Origin of the sequence: Thioalkalivibrio sp. ALE22 (assembly GCF_000381445.1) — a bacterium.
Lineage (GTDB): Bacteria > Pseudomonadota > Gammaproteobacteria > Ectothiorhodospirales > Ectothiorhodospiraceae > Thioalkalivibrio.
This window is the reverse complement of sequence record NZ_KB906509.1, coordinates 54,490-75,338: the sequence shown is the minus strand read 5'-3', so window position 1 is coordinate 75,338 and position 20,849 is coordinate 54,490. Positions and strand designations below refer to the sequence as shown.

At 68.5% G+C, this 20,849-nt stretch carries 19 protein-coding genes; 7 read left to right on the top strand and 12 right to left on the bottom strand.

The window, feature by feature from the left end:
* From F793_RS0110880 to F793_RS0110865, 4 genes are all read right to left on the bottom strand, one after another.
* Complete coding sequence (locus F793_RS0110880; protein WP_018866406.1) at positions 1-1,305, bottom strand: CmpA/NrtA family ABC transporter substrate-binding protein; 1,305 nt, start codon at positions 1,303-1,305, stop codon at positions 1-3.
* A 468-nt stretch (positions 1,306-1,773) separates the two neighbouring features.
* Entirely contained in the window at positions 1,774-3,087 is a 1,314-nt protein-coding gene (locus F793_RS0110875; RefSeq protein WP_018876965.1) for a nitrate regulatory protein, read from the bottom strand.
* A gap of 128 nt (positions 3,088-3,215) precedes the next feature.
* On the bottom strand, positions 3,216-3,572 hold the full coding sequence (locus tag F793_RS0110870) for a DsrE family protein (RefSeq protein WP_017941855.1): 357 nt from the start codon (positions 3,570-3,572) through the stop codon (positions 3,216-3,218).
* 90 nt (positions 3,573-3,662) lie between these two features.
* On the bottom strand, positions 3,663-3,905 hold the full coding sequence (locus F793_RS0110865) for a hypothetical protein (RefSeq protein WP_026279213.1): 243 nt from the start codon (positions 3,903-3,905) through the stop codon (positions 3,663-3,665).
* Between the two features lie 303 nt (positions 3,906-4,208).
* Here F793_RS0110865 and F793_RS0110860 point away from each other — a divergent pair, with 303 nt between their 5' ends.
* Positions 4,209-4,766: a TMEM165/GDT1 family protein gene (locus tag F793_RS0110860; RefSeq protein ID WP_018881754.1), complete on the top strand. Its 558-nt coding sequence runs from the start codon at positions 4,209-4,211 to the stop codon at positions 4,764-4,766.
* Here F793_RS0110860 and F793_RS0110855 read toward each other — a convergent pair.
* From F793_RS0110855 to F793_RS0110830, 6 genes are all read right to left on the bottom strand, one after another.
* Positions 4,701-5,477, bottom strand: a complete 777-nt coding sequence (locus tag F793_RS0110855) for a TVP38/TMEM64 family protein (protein ID WP_018881237.1) — start codon at positions 5,475-5,477, stop codon at positions 4,701-4,703. The genes F793_RS0110860 and F793_RS0110855 overlap by 66 nt on opposite strands.
* A gap of 5 nt (positions 5,478-5,482) precedes the next feature.
* Positions 5,483-6,865 (bottom strand): replication-associated recombination protein A, encoded by a 1,383-nt coding sequence (locus tag F793_RS0110850; RefSeq protein WP_018881755.1) that lies wholly within the window; start codon positions 6,863-6,865, stop codon positions 5,483-5,485.
* A gap of 400 nt (positions 6,866-7,265) precedes the next feature.
* Positions 7,266-7,925 (bottom strand): outer membrane lipoprotein chaperone LolA, encoded by a 660-nt coding sequence (lolA, locus tag F793_RS0110845; RefSeq protein ID WP_026280820.1) that lies wholly within the window; start codon positions 7,923-7,925, stop codon positions 7,266-7,268.
* 135 nt (positions 7,926-8,060) lie between these two features.
* The gene (locus tag F793_RS0110840; protein ID WP_038036977.1) at positions 8,061-10,394 is read right to left on the bottom strand and encodes a DNA translocase FtsK; all 2,334 of its coding nucleotides are present in this window, start codon (positions 10,392-10,394) and stop codon (positions 8,061-8,063) included.
* 60 nt (positions 10,395-10,454) lie between these two features.
* The gene (locus F793_RS0110835; protein WP_018876972.1) at positions 10,455-11,210 is read right to left on the bottom strand and encodes a DUF429 domain-containing protein; all 756 of its coding nucleotides are present in this window, start codon (positions 11,208-11,210) and stop codon (positions 10,455-10,457) included.
* Positions 11,207-12,448, bottom strand: coding sequence for a methyltransferase domain-containing protein (locus tag F793_RS0110830; protein ID WP_026280821.1), 1,242 nt, complete (start codon positions 12,446-12,448; stop codon positions 11,207-11,209). The genes F793_RS0110835 and F793_RS0110830 overlap by 4 nt, the downstream gene beginning before the upstream one ends.
* Positions 12,449-12,522: 74 nt before the next feature.
* Between F793_RS0110830 and F793_RS0110825 the strand changes: the two genes are divergently transcribed.
* Genes F793_RS0110825 through F793_RS0110815 form a run of 3 tightly spaced genes read left to right on the top strand, consistent with a single transcriptional unit; the run spans position 12,523 to position 14,380 of the window.
* Positions 12,523-13,647 carry a transporter substrate-binding domain-containing protein gene (locus tag F793_RS0110825; RefSeq protein WP_018881758.1) on the top strand — a complete coding sequence of 375 codons (1,125 nt, stop codon included), beginning with the start codon at positions 12,523-12,525 and terminating at the stop codon, positions 13,645-13,647.
* 27 nt (positions 13,648-13,674) lie between these two features.
* On the top strand, positions 13,675-14,004 hold the full coding sequence (locus tag F793_RS0110820; RefSeq protein ID WP_018876975.1) for a hypothetical protein: 330 nt from the start codon (positions 13,675-13,677) through the stop codon (positions 14,002-14,004).
* Positions 14,005-14,029: 25 nt separating this feature from the next.
* Positions 14,030-14,380, top strand: coding sequence for a hypothetical protein (locus tag F793_RS0110815; protein WP_018881242.1), 351 nt, complete (start codon positions 14,030-14,032; stop codon positions 14,378-14,380).
* Positions 14,381-14,386: 6 nt separating this feature from the next.
* Here the strand turns inward: F793_RS0110815 and F793_RS0110810 are convergent, their stop codons facing one another.
* Together F793_RS0110810 and F793_RS0110805 are read right to left on the bottom strand one after the other, a co-directional pair.
* The gene (locus F793_RS0110810; RefSeq protein WP_018881243.1) at positions 14,387-15,931 is read right to left on the bottom strand and encodes a BCCT family transporter; all 1,545 of its coding nucleotides are present in this window, start codon (positions 15,929-15,931) and stop codon (positions 14,387-14,389) included.
* A gap of 24 nt (positions 15,932-15,955) precedes the next feature.
* Complete coding sequence (locus F793_RS0110805; RefSeq protein ID WP_018881759.1) at positions 15,956-16,387, bottom strand: YbhB/YbcL family Raf kinase inhibitor-like protein; 432 nt, start codon at positions 16,385-16,387, stop codon at positions 15,956-15,958.
* A gap of 193 nt (positions 16,388-16,580) precedes the next feature.
* Between F793_RS0110805 and F793_RS0110800 the strand changes: the two genes are divergently transcribed.
* The 3 genes from F793_RS0110800 to F793_RS0110790 are packed head-to-tail and all read left to right on the top strand — an operon-like array spanning position 16,581 to position 20,808.
* Entirely contained in the window at positions 16,581-17,981 is a 1,401-nt protein-coding gene (locus F793_RS0110800) for an MBL fold metallo-hydrolase RNA specificity domain-containing protein (RefSeq protein ID WP_018881760.1), read from the top strand.
* Positions 17,982-18,002: 21 nt separating this feature from the next.
* Complete coding sequence (locus F793_RS0110795) at positions 18,003-19,673, top strand: Na/Pi cotransporter family protein (RefSeq protein ID WP_018881761.1); 1,671 nt, start codon at positions 18,003-18,005, stop codon at positions 19,671-19,673.
* 31 nt (positions 19,674-19,704) lie between these two features.
* A complete protein-coding gene (locus tag F793_RS0110790; RefSeq protein WP_018881762.1) occupies positions 19,705-20,808 on the top strand; it encodes an RNA ligase in 1,104 nt (367 codons plus the stop codon).
* Positions 20,809-20,849 lie beyond the last annotated feature (41 nt).

Here is a 20,849-nt window from a genome sequence, read left to right as displayed (position 1 = left end):
TCAGGACGCGATCGCCTTGATCTCCAGGCTGTCGAGGTAGGCCTGCGGGTCTTCCGGGTCGAAGACCTTGCCGTCGAAGAACGTTTCCTGGCCGCGCGAGGTGGATTCGGGGATGTCGGCCGAATCGATGCCAAGCGTGTCGGCCGCCTCGCGCCAGATATCCTCGCGGTTGACCTCGTCTACCAGGGCCTGCATGTCGAGATCCGGCGGCAGGTAACCCCAGCGGATGTCCTCGGTAAGGAACCACAGGTCGTGGCTCTTGAAGGGATAGGAGGCCTGGTCCTTCCAGTAGCGCATCTGGTCGGGGTGGTCCTCGACCACGCGGCCGGTGCCGTAGTCGAAGTTCCCCTGCATGCGATCGATGATGTCGGCGTACGGGGCGTGGATGTAGCGCCGGCGCGAACAGATCTCGGCGACCTCTTCCTTGTTCGCCGGATCCTCGCAGTACATCTGCGCCTCCATTACCGCCATTGTCAGGGCGCGGGCCGCATTCGGATTGGCTTCCACCCAGTCCGCGCGCATCCCCAGCGCCTTTTCCGGGTGGTTGTGCCAGAGCTCGCCGGTGGTGTTCGCGGTGTAGCCGATGCCCTGGTTGATCAGCTGCATGTTCCAGGGCTCGCAGACACAGAAGGTGTCCATGGAACCGACGCGCATGTTGGCGACCATCTGCGCCGGCGGGACGACGATGGTGGCGATGTCGCGATCCGGGTCGATCCCACCGGCGGCCATCCAGTAGCGGATCCACAGGTCATGGGTCCCGCCGGGAAAGGTCATCGCCGCGCGGATGTCGTCACCGCCGGCGGCCTTCTCGGCCAGCGCGCCCTTGAACTCGGTAGTGTCGGTCCCGACCTTCAGGTCCGCGTATTCGTCGCCCACCGAGATGCACTGCCCGGCCAGGTTCAGCCGCGCGAGGATCGTCATCGGCGTGCCACGGCGGTGGATCAGGTAGGGCATCGGCGTCAGGATGTGCGAGCCATCGATACCGCCGCGGCGCGAGCCCAGTTCCAGGTTGTCGCGCACCGTGCCCCAGGAGGACTGCTTCAGCACCTGCACGTCGGGCATGCCATGGGCGGCGAAGAATCCCTTCTCCAGCGCGACGAACAGCGGCGCGGCGTCGGTCAGGGCGATAAAGCCCAGCTTCGCCTCGGTCGTCTCCGGCTTGCCGTTGCCGGCCTTCGCATAGCCCCACGGCGCGGCCCCGGAAACACCCAGCGCGGTCGCGCCGATCCCGGCGGCCATGCCGCCCAGGAAACGCCGGCGCGACAGGCCGGAGGTCTTTTTCGTGTCATTCGTGTGATCGGTCATTGCGGGTTCACTCCCCTTGTCAGCAAACACATCCCAAAAACGAAAAAAGGCGTCGCATCAGCCCGGCCGCGTTTGCAGCCGGGTGATGGACGCCTTTGTCCAGTCCCGTGGGAGGCCCGGTCGTCGGGTCTCCCTGTTGTCAGGCGACGAACCGCCGTTGGCTCGTCTTGCCGGTATTCCTGCAGGAGGTGTGCCAATTAGCCGTTGCTAATCGACCGATAGGGCTCAAAGCCTATCCTGACGCGGAAAAATCGGACGGTTCCCGGTACTCAATCGAATATTCGCAGGGAAATACCACCCGCAAGGGGCACCACCCTGGGGCACACCGGCAGTGCAGATGAACCGCGCTGGTGCACTACCTGTAGGAGCCGCCTTGGCGGCGAAGCCCCTGCCATTGTCGGACACTGGCAGGGGCTTCGCGGGCAAGCCCGCTCCCACAGGGGCGGAATCCCTTTCCCCGCGTATTAGCTACAGGCCGCCCTTTCCCAGCAGATCGGACATCGCGACGGTCGCCTCGGCGACCTCGGCCAGGCGCCGGTTCTGGTTCATCGCCGTCTGGCGCAGGAGCTTGTAGGCCTGATCCTCGCTGAGGCCGCGGTGCTGGATCAGCAGCGCCTTGGCACGCTCGATGGTCTTGCGCTCGGCCAGGGCCTGGCGTGCCGCATGCAGCTCGTCCTCCACCGACTGCAGCCGGGCCGCCTGGCGCTGCACCAGGTCCATCACCGAGTGTCCGACGATGGGTACGTTGAGTGCGGCATCGCCCTCCTCCTGCGCGGGCTCCAGGCCCTCCGGCGCGCCGAAGAACACCGCATACGGGACGCTGTCGCGCAGTTCCGACTCGGCGAGTTGCGCGACCCGGTCACGCACCGCGCCGAGGTCCGCGCGATCCGCCGTGATGCGTGCCGAGCAGCACTCGTTCAGGTGCATCTCCAGCAGATCCTCGATCTCCTTCATCGCGTCGATGCGCGCGGTGGTACAGGCAAACCATTCCTCGGCCCGGGCGGGGTCGTGGTGCCCGGAAGCCTCGGTACAGGCCCGACGGCGAAGGCGCTCGATGTCGGCGGCGAAGGCCGCCGTCTGCAGCTCGCGCCAGGCGGCACAGGCCGCCGGTGCCGCGAACTCGGAGAAGATGCGGAACGCCCGTTCCTGGGCATCGATCCGATGGACCAGCGCCTGGCGCAGTTCGGGCTCGAAGTTCGCGGCGCCAAACCCGGCGGCCCCGATCGCGCGCTCCTGCCCTGCCAGTTCCTTGCCCTGCATGAAGTTCAGCAGGGCCACCAGGGCCCGCGAGACCTCGGGATCGGTCGCCGAATCCGCAGCCTCGAACACCAGGGCCATCAGGGCGCGAATCAGCTCGCTGAAGCCGCGGGTCGAGTCCATCGGGCTCAGGGTCAGCTCCAGGACCTCCTCGCGCAGGCTGCCCAGGCCGGACAGGCCATGCAGCGCCAGCGCCATGCGCCCCAGCAGCCGACTGCGGCCATGGGCGCAGGCGTCCGGGGCCAGCCAGCCATCCAGGTGCTCGCGGAACGCGGCCGCGGCGGCGTCCGATTCGGCCCGGTACTGCTCCAGTTCGCGGGTATAGCGCTGGCCGCCGGACCCGATCCAGAGGCTGGAGGCCCCGCGCTCGCGCTGCAGGGCATGCACCAGCGCGCGGATGCGCCCGACCAGCTGCACCGCCTCCAGCAGGCGCTCCAGGCTCACCACCTCGCACTTGCGCGAGGCGACCAGGAAATCGCCAATGGACTCTTCGAGGGAAAAATTCGGGGATGTGTTCTGGGTCATGCTCGTCGTCCGTGAATCACTCCCGGAACAAACAAGCATGCGATGTGCCAGTTCGACCGACTGACAGCGGGGGGTACAAGCAAAAACGGGCGGGGCATCACGCCCCGCCCGCGGAACGGCCCGGCCGATCAGAAGCTCATGGAGCGGTCGAACTCGGCGACGGCCTGGACGTAGTGGCCCATGCCGGCCATCTCGGCGTTCGGGAGGAAGTTGTGCTCGCCGACGTCGCGACCCTTGGCGCAGGCCTCGCAGGCCCAGAACGGGACGCCTTCACTCACCAGCGAATCCACGATGTCCTTCATTGCCGGCATGTTGTGGCCAACGATCTTGTCGTACACGTTGCGGTTGGCGATGTTCACGGCCTCGCCTTGCAGCCAGACGGTCACATCGTGGCCCTGCTGCTTGGCCACATTGGCGGCAATCATGCCAAGCGTGGCGCGGGTCGGGTCGTCGGTACCGGCGGTGACGGCAACAATAAAGCGCATGGGAGTCTCCCGGGGTTGAAAAGGTGCGAAAACGGTAGCGGCCGGTGATCGCGGCGTCGATTTCCCACAAGCGGCGGGGAAACACTCGGGTCAGGGGGTGCCGCGGGCCGTGACGCTGTTGCGGTAGAGCTTGAAGGCCATAAACAGCCACGGTGTGGCGTGGAGGACCAGGTCAAGAATGTCCGGTAGCCGCGTCAGCTCACCGGCGAACAGCCAGCGCAGTTTCTCCGCAACATGCGGCTCGGGGGTCCAGGGGGCCAGGCCGACGGTCGCAACCAGCAGGGCAAACAGCCACAGGGGTGCGCGATCGACCCAGTGAACGAAGGTTTTCATCGCGCGCATGCTACCCAAGCCTCGTCAGCGCCGCAGCCCGGAGCCGCGATCGTCCTTGCCCGCGCGGACCGGGATGACTAGAATCCGGCCAGCTTCAGGGGAGTAGCGACCCGGGTGGCCTGGCCTCACCGGGGTCTGCATCAACAGATTCGATCCTCCGCCCGGAGGACCGTGGTGCGGACAGCCCCGCCGCCGATGCGGCACCGGGCCCCGCGAGACCTGTGGCATGGCGCCCCGATCCGTGGCCGGGTGGGTGGTGCGATGTCACGTGTCTTGCCCACCCACCCGGCCCGGAAGACCGTCATGGAAGCCCTGCTCGTCTCTACCGTCATCGTCGCCATCGCCGAGATGGGCGACAAGACCCAGCTCCTCGCCCTGCTCCTGATCTGCCGCTACCAGCAGACCTGGCCCATCATCTGGGGCATCGTGGTGGCCACGCTGGCCAATCACTTCCTGGCCGCGCTGGTGGGCGTGTGGATCGGCGCCAGCATCCCGGAGGACTGGCTGCGCTGGGGTCTGGGGATCGGGTTCATCGTGATGGCCGCCTGGGTACTGGTCCCGGATGGCGAGGACGAGCTGCCGGCCGCGTCGAAACACGGCGTGTTCTGGACCACCACGGTGCTGTTCTTCCTGGTCGAGATGGGCGACAAGACCCAGGTCGCCACCGGCGCGCTGGCCGCGACCTTCGACAGCCTGACCCTGGTCGTGATCGGCTCGACCATCGGCATGGTGCTCGCGAATGCCCCGGTGGTGTGGCTGGGCCAGCGCTTCGCCTGCCACCTGCCCCTGCGGCTGTTACGCGCGCTCGCCGCCCTGCTGTTCCTCGCCCTGGGCATCGGGGTCCTGCTCGCCTGGGTCTGAGGAAGATACTGAAGTCAACGGCGCCTCGGTGTGCAGTGTCTTCTGGCCCAGCCAGATGCGGCGCACCAGGCGGGGCAGCAACAGCAACAGCGCCAGCACCGCGAGCAGGGCCAGCCCCAGCTGGACCCCGCTGTCGGCGCCACTGGCCATCTCCCGGGTGGCGTGCCCCAGCCAGGCATAGGCGAACAGGCTGGGGATCAGGGCCAGCATGGTGGTCAGCGCGAAGACCGGCAGCGGCAGACGCACCAGCCCCAGGGCGTAATTGGTTGGGGCGAACGGAAACACCGGCACCAGGCGGGTCAGGGCCACGACCCGCCAGCCCTCGGCCTCCACATCGGCGCGCAGCCGCGTGCTACGCGGGCCCATGCGCGGGGCCAGCCAGGGCTGCAGCCAGGTACGCGCCAGCAGGAAGGCAATGACCGCCGCCAGGGTCGCTGCCAGCAGGCTGAGGGCGGCGCCGGTGAAGGGGCCGAACAACGCCCCGCCCAGCAGGATCCAGAAGGTACTGGGCAGCGGGAACAGGGCCAGCAGCATGAAGGCCAGCACGAACACCAGATAGGCACCCGCACCCCAGCCCCGCAGCCAGGCCTCCACCTCGCCCAGCGGGAAGCCAAGGCTCGGCCACTCGGTGGTCAGCAGGATCCACGCCAGCGACACGCCGAACAGGATCGCCGCCACCGTCAGCCACCGCTTGTGATGCCGGATGCGCAACCCGGTCAGCCCTCCGCGCCGGGGTTTCCACCCGCGTCGCGCAGACGGTCCAGGCGCTCCGCCAGCGCGCGCTCGGTGCCGTCCCGGCGCGGGCTGTAGAAGCGCTCGTCTTCCAGACCCTCCGGCAGGTAGACCTGCCCGCGGGCGAAGCCATCGGGCTCGTCGTGATCGTAGCGGTACCCGGCCCCGAAACCTTCCGCGCGCATCAGCTCGGTCGGCGCGTTGCGCAGATGCAGCGGCACGCCCGGGCTCCCGGTCTCGCGGATCGCCGCGCGCGCCTGGTTCAACGCAACGTAGGCACTGTTGCTCTTGGGTGCGGCGGCCAGTTCGATCACCGCCTGCACAAGCGCCAGGTCGCCCTCCGGCCGGCCCAGGCGTTCCAGGGTCTGCCAGGCCGCGAGCACCCGCGCGCCCAGTCCGACTGCGGCCAGGCCGATGTCCTCGTAGGCCATGCGCAGCAGCCGCCGGCCCAGGTAGTCCGGATCGCAACCGGCATCCAGCATACGGGTCAGCCAGTACACCGCCGCGTTGGGGTCGGAACCGCGCACCGACTTGTGCAGGGCGGAGATCTGATCGTAGAAGGCATCGCCCTGGCGGTCGAAGGCCAGCGACTGCGCGCCCATGACCGCGCGCAGGGCGTCTCCGGTAATCGCCCCGTCGCGGGCCAGGTCGGAGGCGGTCTCCAGCCAGTTCAGCGCGCGCCGCGCATCCCCGTCCGCCGCCCGCGCCAGGCGCTGGCGTTCCTCCGCATCCAGTGTCAGGCCGCGGTCGCCCAGGCCCCGCTCCGGGTCGTTCAGGGCGCGCTCGATCAGGGACTCGACCGCGTCCGCCCCCACCGCCTCCATGCGATACACCCGCGCCCGCGACAGCAAAGCGCTGTTCAAGGCGAACGACGGATTCTCGGTGGTCGCGCCGACGAAGGTCAGCGTGCCGTCCTCGATATGCGGCAGCAGCGCATCCTGCTGGCCCTTGTTGAAGCGATGGATCTCGTCGATGAACAACAGCGTGCCGACGCCGTTGCGCCGCCGAGCCTTCGCGGACTCCACCACCGCGCGTACGTCCTTCACCCCGGCCAGTACGGCGGACAGCGTCACCAGTCGCTGGGCGCCGGCCGCCGCGACCAGCCGCGCCAGCGTGGTCTTGCCACAGCCGGGCGGGCCCCACAGGATCATGGAGGGGGTCTGGCCCTGCTCGATCGCCTGGCGCAGGGCGGCATCCGGACCGACCAGGTGATCCTGGCCGACCATCTCGTCCAGCCGCGCCGGACGCATGCGTTCGGCCAGCGGCGCGGTCGGGTCGGGGCCAGCCGGGGGCGGCTCCGGTTCGGGTTCGGGCGAAGCCATGTCCGGATCCGGACCGAACAGATCGCCTTCGGGGGAATCGCTCATAACGGAGATTGTAACCCTTCGGGCGAAAACCCTTTTTTCACCACGAAGCGCACGAAGGCACGAAGAAGGTCAAGGCCGGATTGCACCACGGAGGGCACAGAGAACACGGAGAAGAGCTGTTGTTGGCGTTGCAAACTCCACAGCAAAGAGGATGTACGAACGCTCCGGCCGGAATGACAGCGCGCAGGGCGTCCGTCCAGACACACCATGACGGATGGTTCGGCGTTGCGGGGTGGTCGGGATTACACCAACGTCGTCACGTAGCCCGGGCCGTCGGCATTCAGGCCAAAGCGCCACAGTTCCTGCGCCCTCCTTGCAGTCTACCCACCCTCCTGCAAAAGCCCTTGACCTTCTTCGTGCCTTCGTGCGCTTCGTGGTGAATAACAGGGCGCGGGCTTGGTTACGGGCGGTAGATGTCGGTGCCGGAGGGTGGGTCGAAGGTGAAGATGGCCGGGTCGAGGTCGGCGTTGCGCTCGGTCTCGTGGAAGCGGATAACGGTCTCCTGGCCGAAGATGTCGCGGAAGGCCATGCGGGTCAGATCCCCCTCCGCGGTCAGGTCCAGGTCCAGGCTGGTGAAGTCGGCCTGCTCGTTGCGCGGCACCAGCACCAGGCGCAGGGCGTCACCATCCGGCACCGGCTGCAATGACATGCGGAAGTGTTCGTCGAGGCGCTCCGGCTGAGTGATCGCGGCGATCGGGGTCGCATCGAAGGCATCGCCCAGCGGGCGCACCGTGGCCTGCGACAGGTCCGGGTCGTACATCCACAGGTCCTGGCCGTCGGAGACGATGGTCTGCGGGAACGGCTCGGTCACCTCCCAGTGCAGGCGGTTGGGCATGCCCAGCTGCATGCGCCCGTCGGACTCCTGCAGCACGTACCCCGTGTCGTCGCGCACCGTCTGGGTAAACACGGCGGAGAAGCTCTCCAGCCCGTCGACAAAGCGATCCAGCGCGGCGCGGGCATCCGCGGCGGGCGTGCGGTCAGCCGCCTGCACGGCGCCGGCGAACAGCACGGTCGCGACGACCACGGCCACCAACAAGCGGGGAAGAAGACGAACGTTCATGCAAGCTCCGGAAGGATGGTTGACCTCATCCTGCGCCCGGTCGCTTAACCGGGCGTGAATGTATCGTTCGGGGATGGCGCACCACGTCACCGATCGGGAACATGGACCCTGTCGCTGCGCCGGGGTTCAAGGTGCTCAGTCGTTCGGCCCGGGCACCAGGACCTCGCGGTTACCATTCGACTGGACGGGGCTGACCAGGCCGGCGGCCTCCATGTCCTCGACCATGCGCGCAGCGCGGTTGTAGCCGATCTTGAGGCGCCGCTGGACGAACGAGATCGAGGCCTTGCGCGACTCGATCACTACCTGCACCGCCTGGTCATACAGCGGATCCGACTCGCTCTCGCCCCCCTCGGGCGACTCCAGCCCGGGGATGCTGGCCGCACCCGCCTCGGGCTCCTCGAGGATCGCCTCGTTGTAGTCCGGCTCGCCGGTGGACTTCAGGTACTCGACCACCTGATGTACCTCGTTGTCGCCGACGAAGGCACCATGCACGCGCTCCGGCATCGCCTTGCCCGGCGGCAGGTAGAGCATGTCGCCGTGGCCCAGCAGGTGCTCGGCCCCCATCTGGTCGAGGATGGTGCGCGAATCCACCCGCGAGGAAACCTGGAAGGCGATGCGGGTCGGGATATTCGCCTTGATCAAGCCGGTGATGACGTCCACCGACGGACGCTGGGTCGCCAGGATCAGGTGGATACCGGCGGCGCGGGCCTTCTGCGCCAGGCGCGCGATCAACTCCTCGACCTTCTTGCCGACCACCATGATCATATCGGCAAACTCGTCGACCACGATCACGATAAACGGCAGCGGCTCCAGTTCCGGCGCCTCGGTCTCGGTAATCGCCTCCTCGGGCTTGAACAGCGGGTCCTTCAGGGGCTCGCCGGCCGCCTGGGCATCGCGCACCTTCTTGTTGTAGCCGCCGATATTGCGCACGCCCATTGCCGACATCAGCTTGTAGCGGCGTTCCATCTCCGCCACCGCCCAGCGCAGGGCGTTGGAGGCATCCTTCATGTCGGTCACGACCTCGCACAACAGGTGCGGGATGCCTTCGTAGACCGACAGCTCCAGCATCTTCGGGTCGATCAGGATCAGCCGGACCTCGTCCGGGGTCGCCTTGTACAGCAGCGACAGCAGCATGGCGTTCACGCCCACCGACTTCCCGGAACCGGTCGTCCCGGCCACCAGCAGGTGCGGCATCTTCGCCAGATCGGCCATCACCGGGGCACCGCCGATATCCTTGCCCAGCGCCATGGTCAGCGGCGACTTGTTCGAGTCGAACAGGTCGGAGCGCAGGATCTCGGAGAGCGCCACGATCTCGCGATTCTCGTTCGGGATCTCCAGGCCCACCGTGGACTTGCCCGGGATCACCTCGACGATGCGCACCGCCATCACCGACAGCGAACGCGCCAGGTCGGTGGACAGCCCGGAGATACGCGAGGCCTTGACCCCGGCGGCCGGTTGCAGTTCGAAGCGCGTAATCACGGGGCCCGGCTGCACCGCGACCACCTCGACCTCCACGCCGAAATCCTTCAGCTTCAGCTCGACCAGCCGCGACAGCGCCTGCAGCGACTCCTCCGAAAAACCTTCGGGCGGCGGTGGCGGCTCGTCCAGCAGCGACAGCGGCGGGTGCGGATCGGCCCCGCTGCCCTCGGTGAACAGCGGGACCTGCTTCTCCTTCTGCACGCGCGGGCTGGGCGGCGGCGTCTCGATGCGCGGCTCTACCCGCGAGGGCGGCCGCTTCTCGGTGCGCTTGCGTTCCTTTTCCACGCGGGTCTCGCGCTCGGCGCGTTCGCGGGCGCCGATACGCCGGTCACGGGCTGAGTCGATCGCCGCGCGGGTCCGCTCCCAACCGCGCACGGCCAGCTGGCCAAGACGGTCCATCAGCAGAAACCAGGACAACCCAGTGAACAGGGTCACCCCCGCGAGGAACAGCGCCAGCAGGACCAGCGTGCCACCCACCAGGCTCAACCCGGCGACCGCCCAGCCACCGAACAGATCGCCCAGGATGCCGCCGGCATGCACCGGCATGCCGCCCGGCATCAGGTGCAGCGCGGCCAGCGCCGACCCGGCGATCAGCGCCACGATCAGCGCCAGGCCCCGCACGGTCAGCTCCATCGGGCTGGCGATCTGCGCCTCGCGGCGATGCCGGAACAGCCACCAGCCAATGCCGGCGACCGCCAGCGGGATCAGGTAGGCCAGATAGCCCAGCAGGTGAAAGGCGATATCCGCGAACCAGGCCCCGGTGGTACCGCCGAGATTGCGCAGGCCCTCGCCGTCGCCGGTGGTCGACCACGCCGCATCGCCGGGGTGATAGCTGGCCAGCGCCACCAGCAGATAGAGCGCCAGCATGCCGAAGATCAGCAGCGCGCCCTCGCGCAGCCCGCGCAGCAGCTGCCCGCTCAGGCTCGGCGGGGCCACCGGCTCCGCCGTCTTCTTGCCCTTGCCCCCGGTCTTGGCCTTGCTTGCGGCCATGCACTCCCCACTGGTCAGGCCCGCGCCGCGGGCAACTCGAATCATCGCGCAGTTTACCGGTTAAACCGGCGTTCGTGGGCGCGCCCGGCCCGGGCTGCGAACCGGTTCCGGGTCGGCGGACCAGATCCATCCCTCGCGCGCGGCGATCGCGGCCTCGTCTGCCGTCGGCGCAACCGCCTGCCCGTCCAGAAAATCGGCCCCGGCCAGTACGCACAGCACGGCATCCACCACATCGTCAGTGACATCGTCCAGGTCCGGCACGGACACCTCGAAGGACCCCGGAAGCCGGGCTCGGACGTCGACCCGAGTCTCCCAGCCTCGGACCTTGCGCAAGGCGGCCGGATACACCTCGATCGCGGTCGAATCGGCAATCGGCCCGGCCACCCTGGGCAGCGGAAGCGACTGCCCGCTGTGGTCGCGCAGGGCCTGCAACAGGTTGACCGCCGCCAGCGCGGTGCGCGCGATGAAGTTCGCCCCCACCTCCAGCGGGCGTTTGCCAAGGCGCTCCCGGATCACCCGGTCCGTATGACGGTGGAACATTGCATCGGCGTGCGCCGCGATGCCCGCCCCGGCCTGGTGCCCGGCCAGCTCGCTTGCCAGGCTCGATGGCCAGCCAAGCGGCGCATCCAGGCACAGCAGAACGGGTTCCGGCGTATCCATCCAGCCGCCCAGGATCGCGGCGGGCGGTTCAGTCGGGGATGCGCGCCGTGCCGCCTCCAGACGCAGAACCCCGCCGGACCAGCGGGCCAGAGCCAGGCCCGTCTTGCGTGGCTGGGTCGCACAATCGACCCCGATGATGCGGACGGTGCCGCTCACGGCCGCCGGCCCCAGACCGCGAACACCGGATCGGCATGCTCCAGTCGCCCGGCATACGGGTCGTCCGGGGGTCTCGGCAGCCCACGCAGGGAGAAGGTCGACAGATCCACGAAGCCGGCGCGCAGAAAGACGTCGAGGACCAGCCCCATACGCTCGAAGTCGTACAGCGGCTCCCAGGCCGCGATCGCCTTGGTCGGAAAGCAGCGATCGGAGAACGTGACCATGAACACCCCGTCCGGGCGCAGCACCTCGCGTACCGCACGGAACACCGCCTCGGGCTGCGTCAGGTACTCGACCGACGCGGTACAGACCACGGCATCGAAGCTCGCCGCCGCATATGGCAGTTCCGGACGGAGGTTCAGGTCGTGCACCAGGGATGACGTCAGCCGGGGATTGTCCGCCAGTTCCTCGGCGTTCATGCCCAGCCCGATCACGGCTTCCGGTGCCTCGACCCGGTCCAGGTGGGACTCCCAGCTGCTCATCAGGTCGAGCACCCTCGCACCCGCCGGGATGCAGGCGGCATACAGCGCGGCGATCTCGGCCCGCGCGGTCGCGTCCAGGTGGTGCACCCGGCGCGGCGCGGCATAGAACACCGCATCGGACCCCGGGTCCGCGCGCCCCAGCGCCCCGTCGACCCAGAAATCAGTCGGCCGTCCACGCCAGCGGGCCTGCATGCCCGGCCCGCGGGCCGTCAGCAGCCGGGCGACATCCACCGCCCGCTCATCGTCACGCCCAACCTCGTGGCGCGCCATAACCCGCGCCTGCAGCCGCAGGTCGTGCCCTGCCAGCGGATGATTCAGATCCGCCACCAGGTGATCACCCTCCAGCGCCCCGATCCGGAACAGCTCGCGATCCCCGGCCTCGATCCCCGCATGACCGGCAAGGAACGCACGCGGGTAGAAACGCCCCGCACGGGGCTCCACCCGGCGATGCCGGCGCAAGCCCCGGTTGAACGCCGACGCCGGGAGCTCCAGCACGCGATCGGGCTCCCCTTGCGGAACCAGGGCCGCGGCGGCCTCGCGGGAGGCCTCGTGCGCCGCCCCCGCCCCCCACCCGCGCAGGGCGGCCCCGAGATCGCCCGGCCAGCGGTCCCGTTCCGGCTCCAGCCACGGCAGGAACAGACACTCCCGGTGACGGGCCTCGGCACTCACCCAGTCCAGCGTGAAGCCGACATCCACAGCCATTCCCTGCGTCGGTCGCGCTTCACTGTTATTCGGATTGGCGAATGGATCCCGCATGAACACCCTCCCGTAGACTGCCTCGTTGACGATCTTACGGTTATGGTACGGGCAAGCCCCCACCGGATGTCCGCATGCCCCGCACCCTCTGCTCGCTCCCGTTTGTGTCGCTGCTGGCCGGCGCAGTGTTCGTGTTCGCCACGTTGCTGAGCCTGCCGTCCGCTCAGGCCGAGGGAGATGGGGCCCGCGGCATCGGCGCCGACTCGACCCTGCGCGTGGGGACGCGCTTCGTGCCACCGTTCGTGATTGCGCCGGAGGAGCCGGGCGCCGCTCCTTCCGGCATTGCCATCGAACTGTGGGAGCGGGTCGCGGAACGCATGGAACTCGACTCCAACTACCGGGAGACCAGCCTCGAGGGACTCATCGGGGGCCTGGGGGATGACCGTATCGATATCTCGGTCGCGGCCCTAACCGCGACCGCTGAACGCGCCGAACGGGTCGACTTCACCCATCCGTACTACAGCACCGGGCTGTCGATTGCCGTGCCCCAGCAGGGCAACCCGGTCGCCGGGGCCCTGCGCGCGTTCATCTCCATACCCTTCCTGATGGTCATCCTCGCGCTCTCCGGACTGCTCCTGCTGGTGGGTGCGCTGCTCTGGCTGTTCGAACGCCGGCGCAACGCTGACGAGTTCGGCGGCAGTGCCGCACAAGGGCTCGGCTCCGCGTTCTGGTGGGCCGCCGTGACCATGACCACGGTGGGCTATGGCGACAAGGCCCCGCGCACGCTGCCCGGCCGCGCGATTGCGCTGGTCTGGATGTTCGCGGCGCTGATTCTGGTCTCCACCTTCACCGCCGCCATTGCGACCACGCTGACGGTCAGTTCGCTGGATACCGGCATCCAGAATGTCTCCGACCTGGAGGGCCAGCGCATCGCCACCATCGGCGGCTCCAGTGCCGCCGCCTGGCTGGACGACCAGGGCTTTGCCTACCGCGACCATGCGGACCTCGCCACCGCACTGGGCGCAGTCGCCGAGGGCCGCGCCGACGCCATGGTCTACGACGCTCCGCTGCTGCGCTATCAGGTCCGCGAGCACTTTGCGGGGCAACTGGAGGTCCTGCCGGTCGAGTTTCTGCGCCAGGACTATGCCCTGGCCCTGCCCCAGGGGTCGCCACTGCGCGCGCCGATGAACGTCGCTATCCTCGAGATTCTGGAATCCGACGAGTGGCAGCGGGTGCTGCGGCGCTATCTCGGCAACTGACGGAGCCCGTCACGGGGGGACACCATCATGGAGGAGACCTTTCTGATCGCGATCGTCGACCAGGACCGCGAGGAGCAGGCCCTGGCCATCGCCGCCGAGGAAGGCGGCGCGGACGGGGCGGTGATCCAGGGTTCGGGCCTCGGTTTCCCCGAGCACATGACCTTTCTCGGCGTGACCTACCAGGGCAACGAGTCGGTCTGCATCTGGCAGCTGGATACCGCGCGCGCCGAACGCATTGCGCAGCGCCTGAACCTGGAGCTCGACCTGTTCCAGCCTTACAACGGGCTTGCCTTCACCCTGGACGTGAACGCCCTTCAGGGCATGGAGTTCGTCGGCCACCTGACCACCACGCCCTGACGCGCCCGGATACGGAGACTCTGCCATGCAATTCGTTCTGCTCGCCGCCGTCATCCCGCGCAGCCTGGCCGACCGCGCGATCGAGATCGTTCAGCGCGACGGGGCCGCCGGCCTGACCCTACTGGATGCCCAGGGCATCGCCCAGCTGCGGCGCAACCCGGTCATGGACCTGAAGGACACCTCTGGCCGCAAGGTGCTGCTGATGGTGCTGGAGGCGGGTCTGGCCCGCCGCATGCTGGAACACCTGGACGCGGAACTGGAACTGAGCCGGCTGGGCAACGGGTTTGCCGTGACCCTGCCGATCAAGGACATCGCCGGCATCAAGCCGGAACAGATCGAGCATCTGTTGCGCACGCTGCCGGACGCGCCCGAATAGTTCCCTTCAGCGCCAGGGCGGGTCCACGCCTTCGACGCGGTACTCGCGACCCAGCGCGCGCAGCAGGCTGACGCAGCAGAAGACCAGGATGATTGCCACTGGCAGCCCGGCGGTCAGGGAACCGGTCTGCAGGCTGTCCAGCGCGCGCTCGCCGCCGACGATCAGCAGGGTCGCGGCCACCGCGCCCTCGGTAATCCCCCAGATCACGCGCTGGCGCTTCGGCGAGTGCTTCGAGCCGCGCGAGATCAGCGCATCCACCACGTAGGTGCCGGAGGCCGACGAGGTAATGAAGTAGGTCGCGATCAGCAGGGTTGCCACGCCGGAGGCGATCGTGGTCCAGGGCAGCTGCGCGAGGGTTGCGTACAGCGCCACGGTGGTGTCCTCGGCGACCGCTGCGGCAATGCCCGCGCCGTCGTCGAACAGCTCCATGTGCAGCGCGGTGCCGCCGAAGATCGCCATCCAGGCGAACACGAACAGGCTGGGCAGGGCGAGCACGCCGACGATGAACTCGCGGATGGTGCGCCCGCGCGAGATGCGCGCGATGAAGATGCCGACGAACGGCGACCAGGCGATCCACCACGCCCAGTAGAACATGGTCCAGTCCTTCTGCCACTGCGAGCCGCCAATGGCGTCGGTGTGCAGGCTGAGCTGGACGATCTGCTGCAAATAGCCGCCGGTGGAGTCGAGGAAGAAGCGCAGGATGAACAATGTGGGCCCGGCGATCAGCACGAACAGCATGAAGCTGACCGCCAGCACCAGGTTGAACACGCTGACCCACTTCAGCCCGCGATCCAGCCCGGAGATCACCGACAGCACCGCCACCGCGGTGATCGCGGTGATGATGCCCACCTGCCACCAGTGCGAGACCGGCATGTCGACCAGTACGTTGAGCCCGGTATTGAGCTGCATCGCCCCGAACCCCAGCGAGGTGGCCAGCCCGAACAGCGTGCCGAATACGGCCAGGATGTCGATCACATGCCCGATCGGACCGTAGATGCGATCCCCCAGCAACGGGTAGAAGATCGAGCGGATGGTCAGCGGCAGGCGGTGCCGGAAGCTGAAATAGGCGACCGACAGCCCCAGCACCACGTACACCGCCCAGGCATGCAGGCCCCAGTGGAAGAAGGTGTAGACCATCGCCTGGCGCGCGGCCGCATCGGTCTCGCCATCGCCGGTCGGCGGGTGCTGGTAGTGCAGGATCGGCTCGGCCACGCTCCAGAACACGAGGCCGATCCCCATGCCGGCGGAGAACAGCATCGCGAACCAGGCGGCAAAGCCGAACTCCGGCCGGTCGTCCGGCTGCCCCAGCCGGATCACGCCGTAGCGGCTGAAACCCAGCCAGATCAGGAAGCCGAGGAAAAAGGTCACCACCAGCAGGTAGCCCCAGCCGAGATACTCGGTGATGAAGCCGTGGATGCTGGCGAACACCTCGCTGGCCGTGGCGGGGAAGATCACCCCGAAGGCGACGAACACCACCACCATGATCGCGGAGGCGGTGAACACCGTCGGGTTCACCGTGGCGAAGAAGGCCTCCGGGCGATAGTGGCTCATGCCGCGGCCTCCCCGCGGGCCGGATCAGCCCGGCGCATCGGGATCCGTGCCCTCGTCGGCGGAGCACAGCGCCCCGGTGAGATCCGCCTCGTCCAGCACGTGCCCCTCGGCCACGGCATCGAACTGGCTGCGGGTCGCCCCCGCCTCCAGCTCCAGCTCGGCATCCAGCGCCAGCAGGCGGAAGCGGTAGTGATGACAGCCCTCCGGCGGTACCGGACCGAGATAGCCGACCTTGCCGAAGGCATCCATCCCCAAGCGCCCCTCGCGGGGCAGGTGCAGGGCATCCACGCAATGCGTATCCGGCGGCAGGTTCCAGACCAGCCAGTGAGTGACCTCCCCCAGCGGCGAATCCAGGTCCTCCAGGATCAGCGCGAGGCTGCGCGCGCCCGCCGGCACCTCGCGGATCTCCAGTTGCGGCAGCTCGTTGGCATCCCGCGCCGAGACCTCGACCGGCATCCGTTCTCCGTCAGCAAACGCCGGACTGCTCAATCGCATGGCCCGCATCCTCCTCCATGACCCGATTACAGGCTCGCCCGCGGCCGAGGGCGGGTCAAGCCGTGCGTCGGACAATCCGGGGCCGGATTGATCGGGATCAAGCCCGGACACTTTGACTGCCCATCGCACCCGCGTCCCGCGTACACTTCTCCCCATGGCACAACTGACCTTTCAGGGGGCGACCGGCGAGGTCACCGGATCGCGTTATCTCCTCGAGACCGACGATGCCCGCATCCTGCTGGAATGCGGCATGTATCAGGGCAACAGCGATGCGGACGAGGCGAACCGCGCCCCGCTCGCCGAACTGGCGGAAAGCCTCGACGCGGTGGTGCTGTCACACGGCCACCTCGACCACTCGGGGCTCCTGCCCAAGCTGGTGCGCGATGGCTACCGCGGCCCGATCTACTGCACGCCGGGCACCGAGGAGCTGCTCGAGATCATGCTCGAGGATGCCGCGTTCGTAATGAGCAAGGACATCGAGTGGGAGAACAAGTGGCGCCGGCGTGCGGACAAGCCGCTGCTGGAGCCGGTCTACGACATCGATGATGTCGCCACCACCCTCGGGCTGTGCGAGGCCGTGCCCTACGGCCAGGCGCGCAAGATCGCGGGCGGGATTGGCCTGACCTTTCGCGATGCCGGGCATATCCTCGGCTCCGCGATCGTGGACCTGATCGTGCCCGCTGGCGGTCGCGACCGGCATCTGGTGTTCTCGGGCGATCTCGGCAATGCCGACGCCGTGCTGATGCACGAGCCCGCGCGCCCGGAACACGCCGACCACGTGCTGCTGGAGAGCACCTACGGCGACCGCGACCACCGCCCGATGGAGGAAACGGTCGAAGAGTTCGCGCAGGTGCTGGCCGAGGCCGACAAGAGCGGCGGCAACGTGCTGATCCCGGCCTTCGCGGTCGGCCGTACCCAGGAGGTCCTCTACCACCTGAGCATGCTGCACCACGCCGGGCGCCTGCCGCAGCAAAAGGTCTTCCTCGACAGCCCGATGGCAATCAAGGTCACCGAGCTGTACGCCCGCCTGCGCCGGACGCTGGACCCGGAGGACATGGACCGGCTGCACCAGGCCGCGAATGGGGATCCGGCTGCCTACCTGCCCGGGCTGCAGGTCTGTCGCACGGTGGACGAATCCATGGCGATCAACCGCATCACGGGCGGCGCGATCATCATCGCCGGCTCCGGCATGTGCAATGGCGGGCGCATTCGTCACCACATGAAATACAACCTGTGGCGGCGCGAGGCGCATCTGGTGATCGTCGGCTTCCAGGCCGCCGGCACGCTCGGGCGGCGTCTGGTGGACGGCGCCGAGAAGGTCAAGCTGCTGGGCGACGAGGTCGCGGTGAACGCCAAGATCCATACCCTGGGCGGCTTTTCCGCTCACGCCGGGCGCAGCCAGCTGCTCGACTGGGCACGCGGCTTTCAGGACCAGCCGGTGTTCCATCTGGTACACGGCGAGCCAGAGGCGCGCGAGGCCCTGGCTGCCGGCCTGCGTGACGAGCTGGGGGCCGAGGCGCATGTGCCCGCCTTCGGCGAGACCATCACCCTGTAACGCCGCATCCCCAGAGCTGCGATGCCGGAGGCCGAAGCCGTCAGCACCTACGCCCTGATCGCCGGTTTTCTCGGCGGCCTCGGCCTGTTCCTGCTCGGGATGACCCTGCTGACCGACGGCCTGAAGACCGCCGGCGGCAAGGCGCTGCAGCACATCCTCGGGCAGTGGACCCGCACCCGACCGCGCGCCCTCGCCTCGGGCATGGGCGTGACCGCGCTGGTGCAGTCCTCCAGCGCGGTCACCGTTGCCACCATCGGTTTCGCCAACGCCGGCCTGCTGACGCTCGGACAGTCGGTCTGGGTGATCTTCGGCTCCAACGTCGGCACCACCATGACCGGCTGGCTGGTCGCGCTGATCGGCTTCAATATTCGTATCGAGGCCTTTGCCCTGCCGGCAATCGGCATCGGCGCCCTGCTCTACCTGTTCATGAAGGCCGCGCGGCCGCGCTACCTGGGTCTGGCCCTGGCCGGCTTCGGGTTGCTGTTCTTCGGCATCGACGTCCTGCGCGAGGCCTTCGAGGGGCTCAGTACCACCTTCGACCTCGGCGCGCTGGCCCGCCCCGGCTTCCTCGGGCTGGTCATCATGGTCGGGATCGGCGCGCTGCTGACGGTGCTGATGCAGAGCTCCTCGGCCTCCATGGCCATGGCCCTGACCGCCGCAATGAGCGGCGCGGTCCCGCTGGAGGCGGCGGCCGCCGCCGTGATCGGCGCCAACCTCGGCACCACGGTCAAGGCGCTGCTGGTCGTGATCGGCGCGACCCCGAACGCCAAGCGTGTCGCCGCGGCCCATGTGATCTTCAACGGCCTGACCGCGATCGTCGCGCTGCTGATCCTGCCCTGGTTCCTGGCCGCGATCGCCTGGATCTGGGGCAGCACCGGCGAGGCCCCGGCCCCGGCGGTGCTGCTGGCGCTGTTCCATACCGCGTTCAACCTGCTCGGGGTGGCGCTGATGGTCCCGGTCGCCCCGCCGATGATCCGCTGGCTGCAGGGCCGCTTCCGCACCATCGAGGAAGACATCGCCCGGCCCCGCTATCTGGACCGCAGCAGCTCCGGGGTCCCGGATCTCGCCCTGCAGTCGCTGATCCAGGAGACCGAACGCCTGGCCGACATCGGCCACTCGATGGCGCGCGAGGCCCTGCAGACCGCACCGCCGGCGGCCGGCATCCTCGATCGCCGGCGCCTGGCCGCGGAGCAGCTGACCCAGGCGATTGCCGAGTTCGCGGCGCATACCGCCAACCACCCGATGCCGGAACAGGTCGGGCACGGCATCGCCGAGGCCGTGCGCATCGCCCGTTACCACCGCGAGGTCGCCATACTGGCCGACGACATCGCTGACCTGCGCCGCCAGTCCAGCGGCGAGGAGCGCCCGATCGTGACCGAGCAGCGCCGCGCCTGGCAGGAACAGGCGATCCGCGCCCTGGACCTGTGCAACCTGGAGGCGGACGATGGCGACAACGGCCATGACCTGGCCGCCGCCGAGGCCGTGGACACGGTGGAAACCGCCTATGCCGAACTGAAGGCCGCCCTGCTACGCGAGGGCACCTTCGGCTCGCTGAGCATGGCCGAGATGGAACGCCAGCTGCGGATCATCAGCATGGCGCGGCGCCTGGTCACTCAGGCGGCCAAGGCGCGTCACCACACCGAGGCGCTGAAAGACCAGATCCGGGGGCTGCGCAAGGGAAACACGGATTGATGTACACGCTCGCGTTGGCAATGGAGAACGCATGATCGACCGGGACACGCTGCAGGACGCGATCGCGAACCACCGAGCCGAGGCCCTGACCTTTGACGGGCTGGAATACGCCCGTCTGCTGGAGCCGGTGAACCACTACCCCCGGGGCTCCGTGGTGCTGACGGACGGTGCGGTAGTACCCGGCTACCCGGCCATCGGACGGATCCAGTCACTGGAGGCCGGGTTGCCGCGCCAGTTCGAGCAGCCGTTCTGGGCGGAGGAGAAGATCGACGGCTTCAACGTGCGCATCCTGCGCCGGGACGGCCGGGTCTACGCCTTCAGTCGGGGCGGCTTTGTCTGCGCCTTCAGCACCGACCGGGTGCCCGATTTCGTGGACCTCGGGGTGTTCGACGCCGAGCCCGACCTGGTGCTGTGCGCGGAGATCGCCGGACCGGACACCCCCTACCTGGAAGGCTCCACGCCGCGCGTCGCACAGGATGTCGGCCTGTTCGTGTTCGACCTGATGCGGCTCGGGCGCCCCGGCTTCGTGCCGCAGGACGAGAAATTTGCCCTGATGCAGCGCCACCAGCTACCCCCGGCACCCCTGCACGGACGGTTCACGCCCACGGACAGCGCAGCCCTCGGGCAGCTGATCCGGCAACTGGATGCGGAAGGGGCCGAGGGGCTGGTACTGAAGACCGCGGACGGCCAGCACCGCGCCAAGTACGTGGCCGGGGGCTCCTGCATCAACGACATCCGCGTGTGTTCCGAGCAGCTGCTGGACCTCCCGCCGGAGTACTTCACCAATCGCCTGACCCGCCTGGCGGTGTTCCTAGCGGAGCACCCGCCCAGTGAACGTGCCGCCGTGGAACGGGAACTGGGCGAGGCCCTGCTGTCCGGGCTGGCGACCGCAGTGGACAAGAGCCGGCGCGAGGGACGCGTCGGCCACACCTACCGCTGCCGCTTTCGCGAGCGCGCGGGGGCGCAGCGCTTTGTCGACCACATGCAGGCAACCGGCGGGCGCCACGTGCGCTTCCTGCCGGGCACCCCGCGTCAGGAAGAAAGTGGCTACTGGCTGCTGGAGTTCGAACGCCTGTTCGACCGCATCACCGGCACCCTCGCCTCGGCCCTGGCGGGTGACCGGCAATACGACTGAGCCCTTCGCCTGCTTGCAGGCGAACACGGGAAAGGCCCCGA

Bases quoted from the DNA above. Each gene is read 5' to 3' on its own strand.
- F793_RS0110860 (WP_018881754.1), top strand. From the start codon at position 4,209: ATGGAAGCCCTGCTCGTCTCTACCGTCATCGTCGCCATCGCCGAGATG.
- F793_RS0110805 (WP_018881759.1), bottom strand. From the start codon at position 16,387: ATGCCGGTCGAGGTCTCGGCGCGGGATGCCAACGAGCTGCCGCAACTG.
- F793_RS0110825 (WP_018881758.1), top strand. From the start codon at position 12,523: ATGCCCCGCACCCTCTGCTCGCTCCCGTTTGTGTCGCTGCTGGCCGGC.
- F793_RS0110880 (WP_018866406.1), bottom strand. From the start codon at position 1,305: ATGACCGATCACACGAATGACACGAAAAAGACCTCCGGCCTGTCGCGC.
- F793_RS0110800 (WP_018881760.1), top strand. From the start codon at position 16,581: ATGGCACAACTGACCTTTCAGGGGGCGACCGGCGAGGTCACCGGATCG.
- F793_RS0110795 (WP_018881761.1), top strand. From the start codon at position 18,003: ATGCCGGAGGCCGAAGCCGTCAGCACCTACGCCCTGATCGCCGGTTTT.
- F793_RS0110875 (WP_018876965.1), bottom strand. From the start codon at position 3,087: ATGACCCAGAACACATCCCCGAATTTTTCCCTCGAAGAGTCCATTGGC.
- F793_RS0110865 (WP_026279213.1), bottom strand. From the start codon at position 3,905: ATGAAAACCTTCGTTCACTGGGTCGATCGCGCACCCCTGTGGCTGTTT.
- lolA (WP_026280820.1), bottom strand. From the start codon at position 7,925: ATGAACGTTCGTCTTCTTCCCCGCTTGTTGGTGGCCGTGGTCGTCGCG.
- F793_RS0110830 (WP_026280821.1), bottom strand. From the start codon at position 12,448: ATGCGGGATCCATTCGCCAATCCGAATAACAGTGAAGCGCGACCGACG.
- F793_RS0110850 (WP_018881755.1), bottom strand. From the start codon at position 6,865: ATGAGCGATTCCCCCGAAGGCGATCTGTTCGGTCCGGATCCGGACATG.
- F793_RS0110790 (WP_018881762.1), top strand. From the start codon at position 19,705: ATGATCGACCGGGACACGCTGCAGGACGCGATCGCGAACCACCGAGCC.
- F793_RS0110815 (WP_018881242.1), top strand. From the start codon at position 14,030: ATGCAATTCGTTCTGCTCGCCGCCGTCATCCCGCGCAGCCTGGCCGAC.
- F793_RS0110810 (WP_018881243.1), bottom strand. From the start codon at position 15,931: ATGAGCCACTATCGCCCGGAGGCCTTCTTCGCCACGGTGAACCCGACG.
- F793_RS0110820 (WP_018876975.1), top strand. From the start codon at position 13,675: ATGGAGGAGACCTTTCTGATCGCGATCGTCGACCAGGACCGCGAGGAG.
- F793_RS0110840 (WP_038036977.1), bottom strand. From the start codon at position 10,394: ATGGCCGCAAGCAAGGCCAAGACCGGGGGCAAGGGCAAGAAGACGGCG.
- F793_RS0110870 (WP_017941855.1), bottom strand. From the start codon at position 3,572: ATGCGCTTTATTGTTGCCGTCACCGCCGGTACCGACGACCCGACCCGC.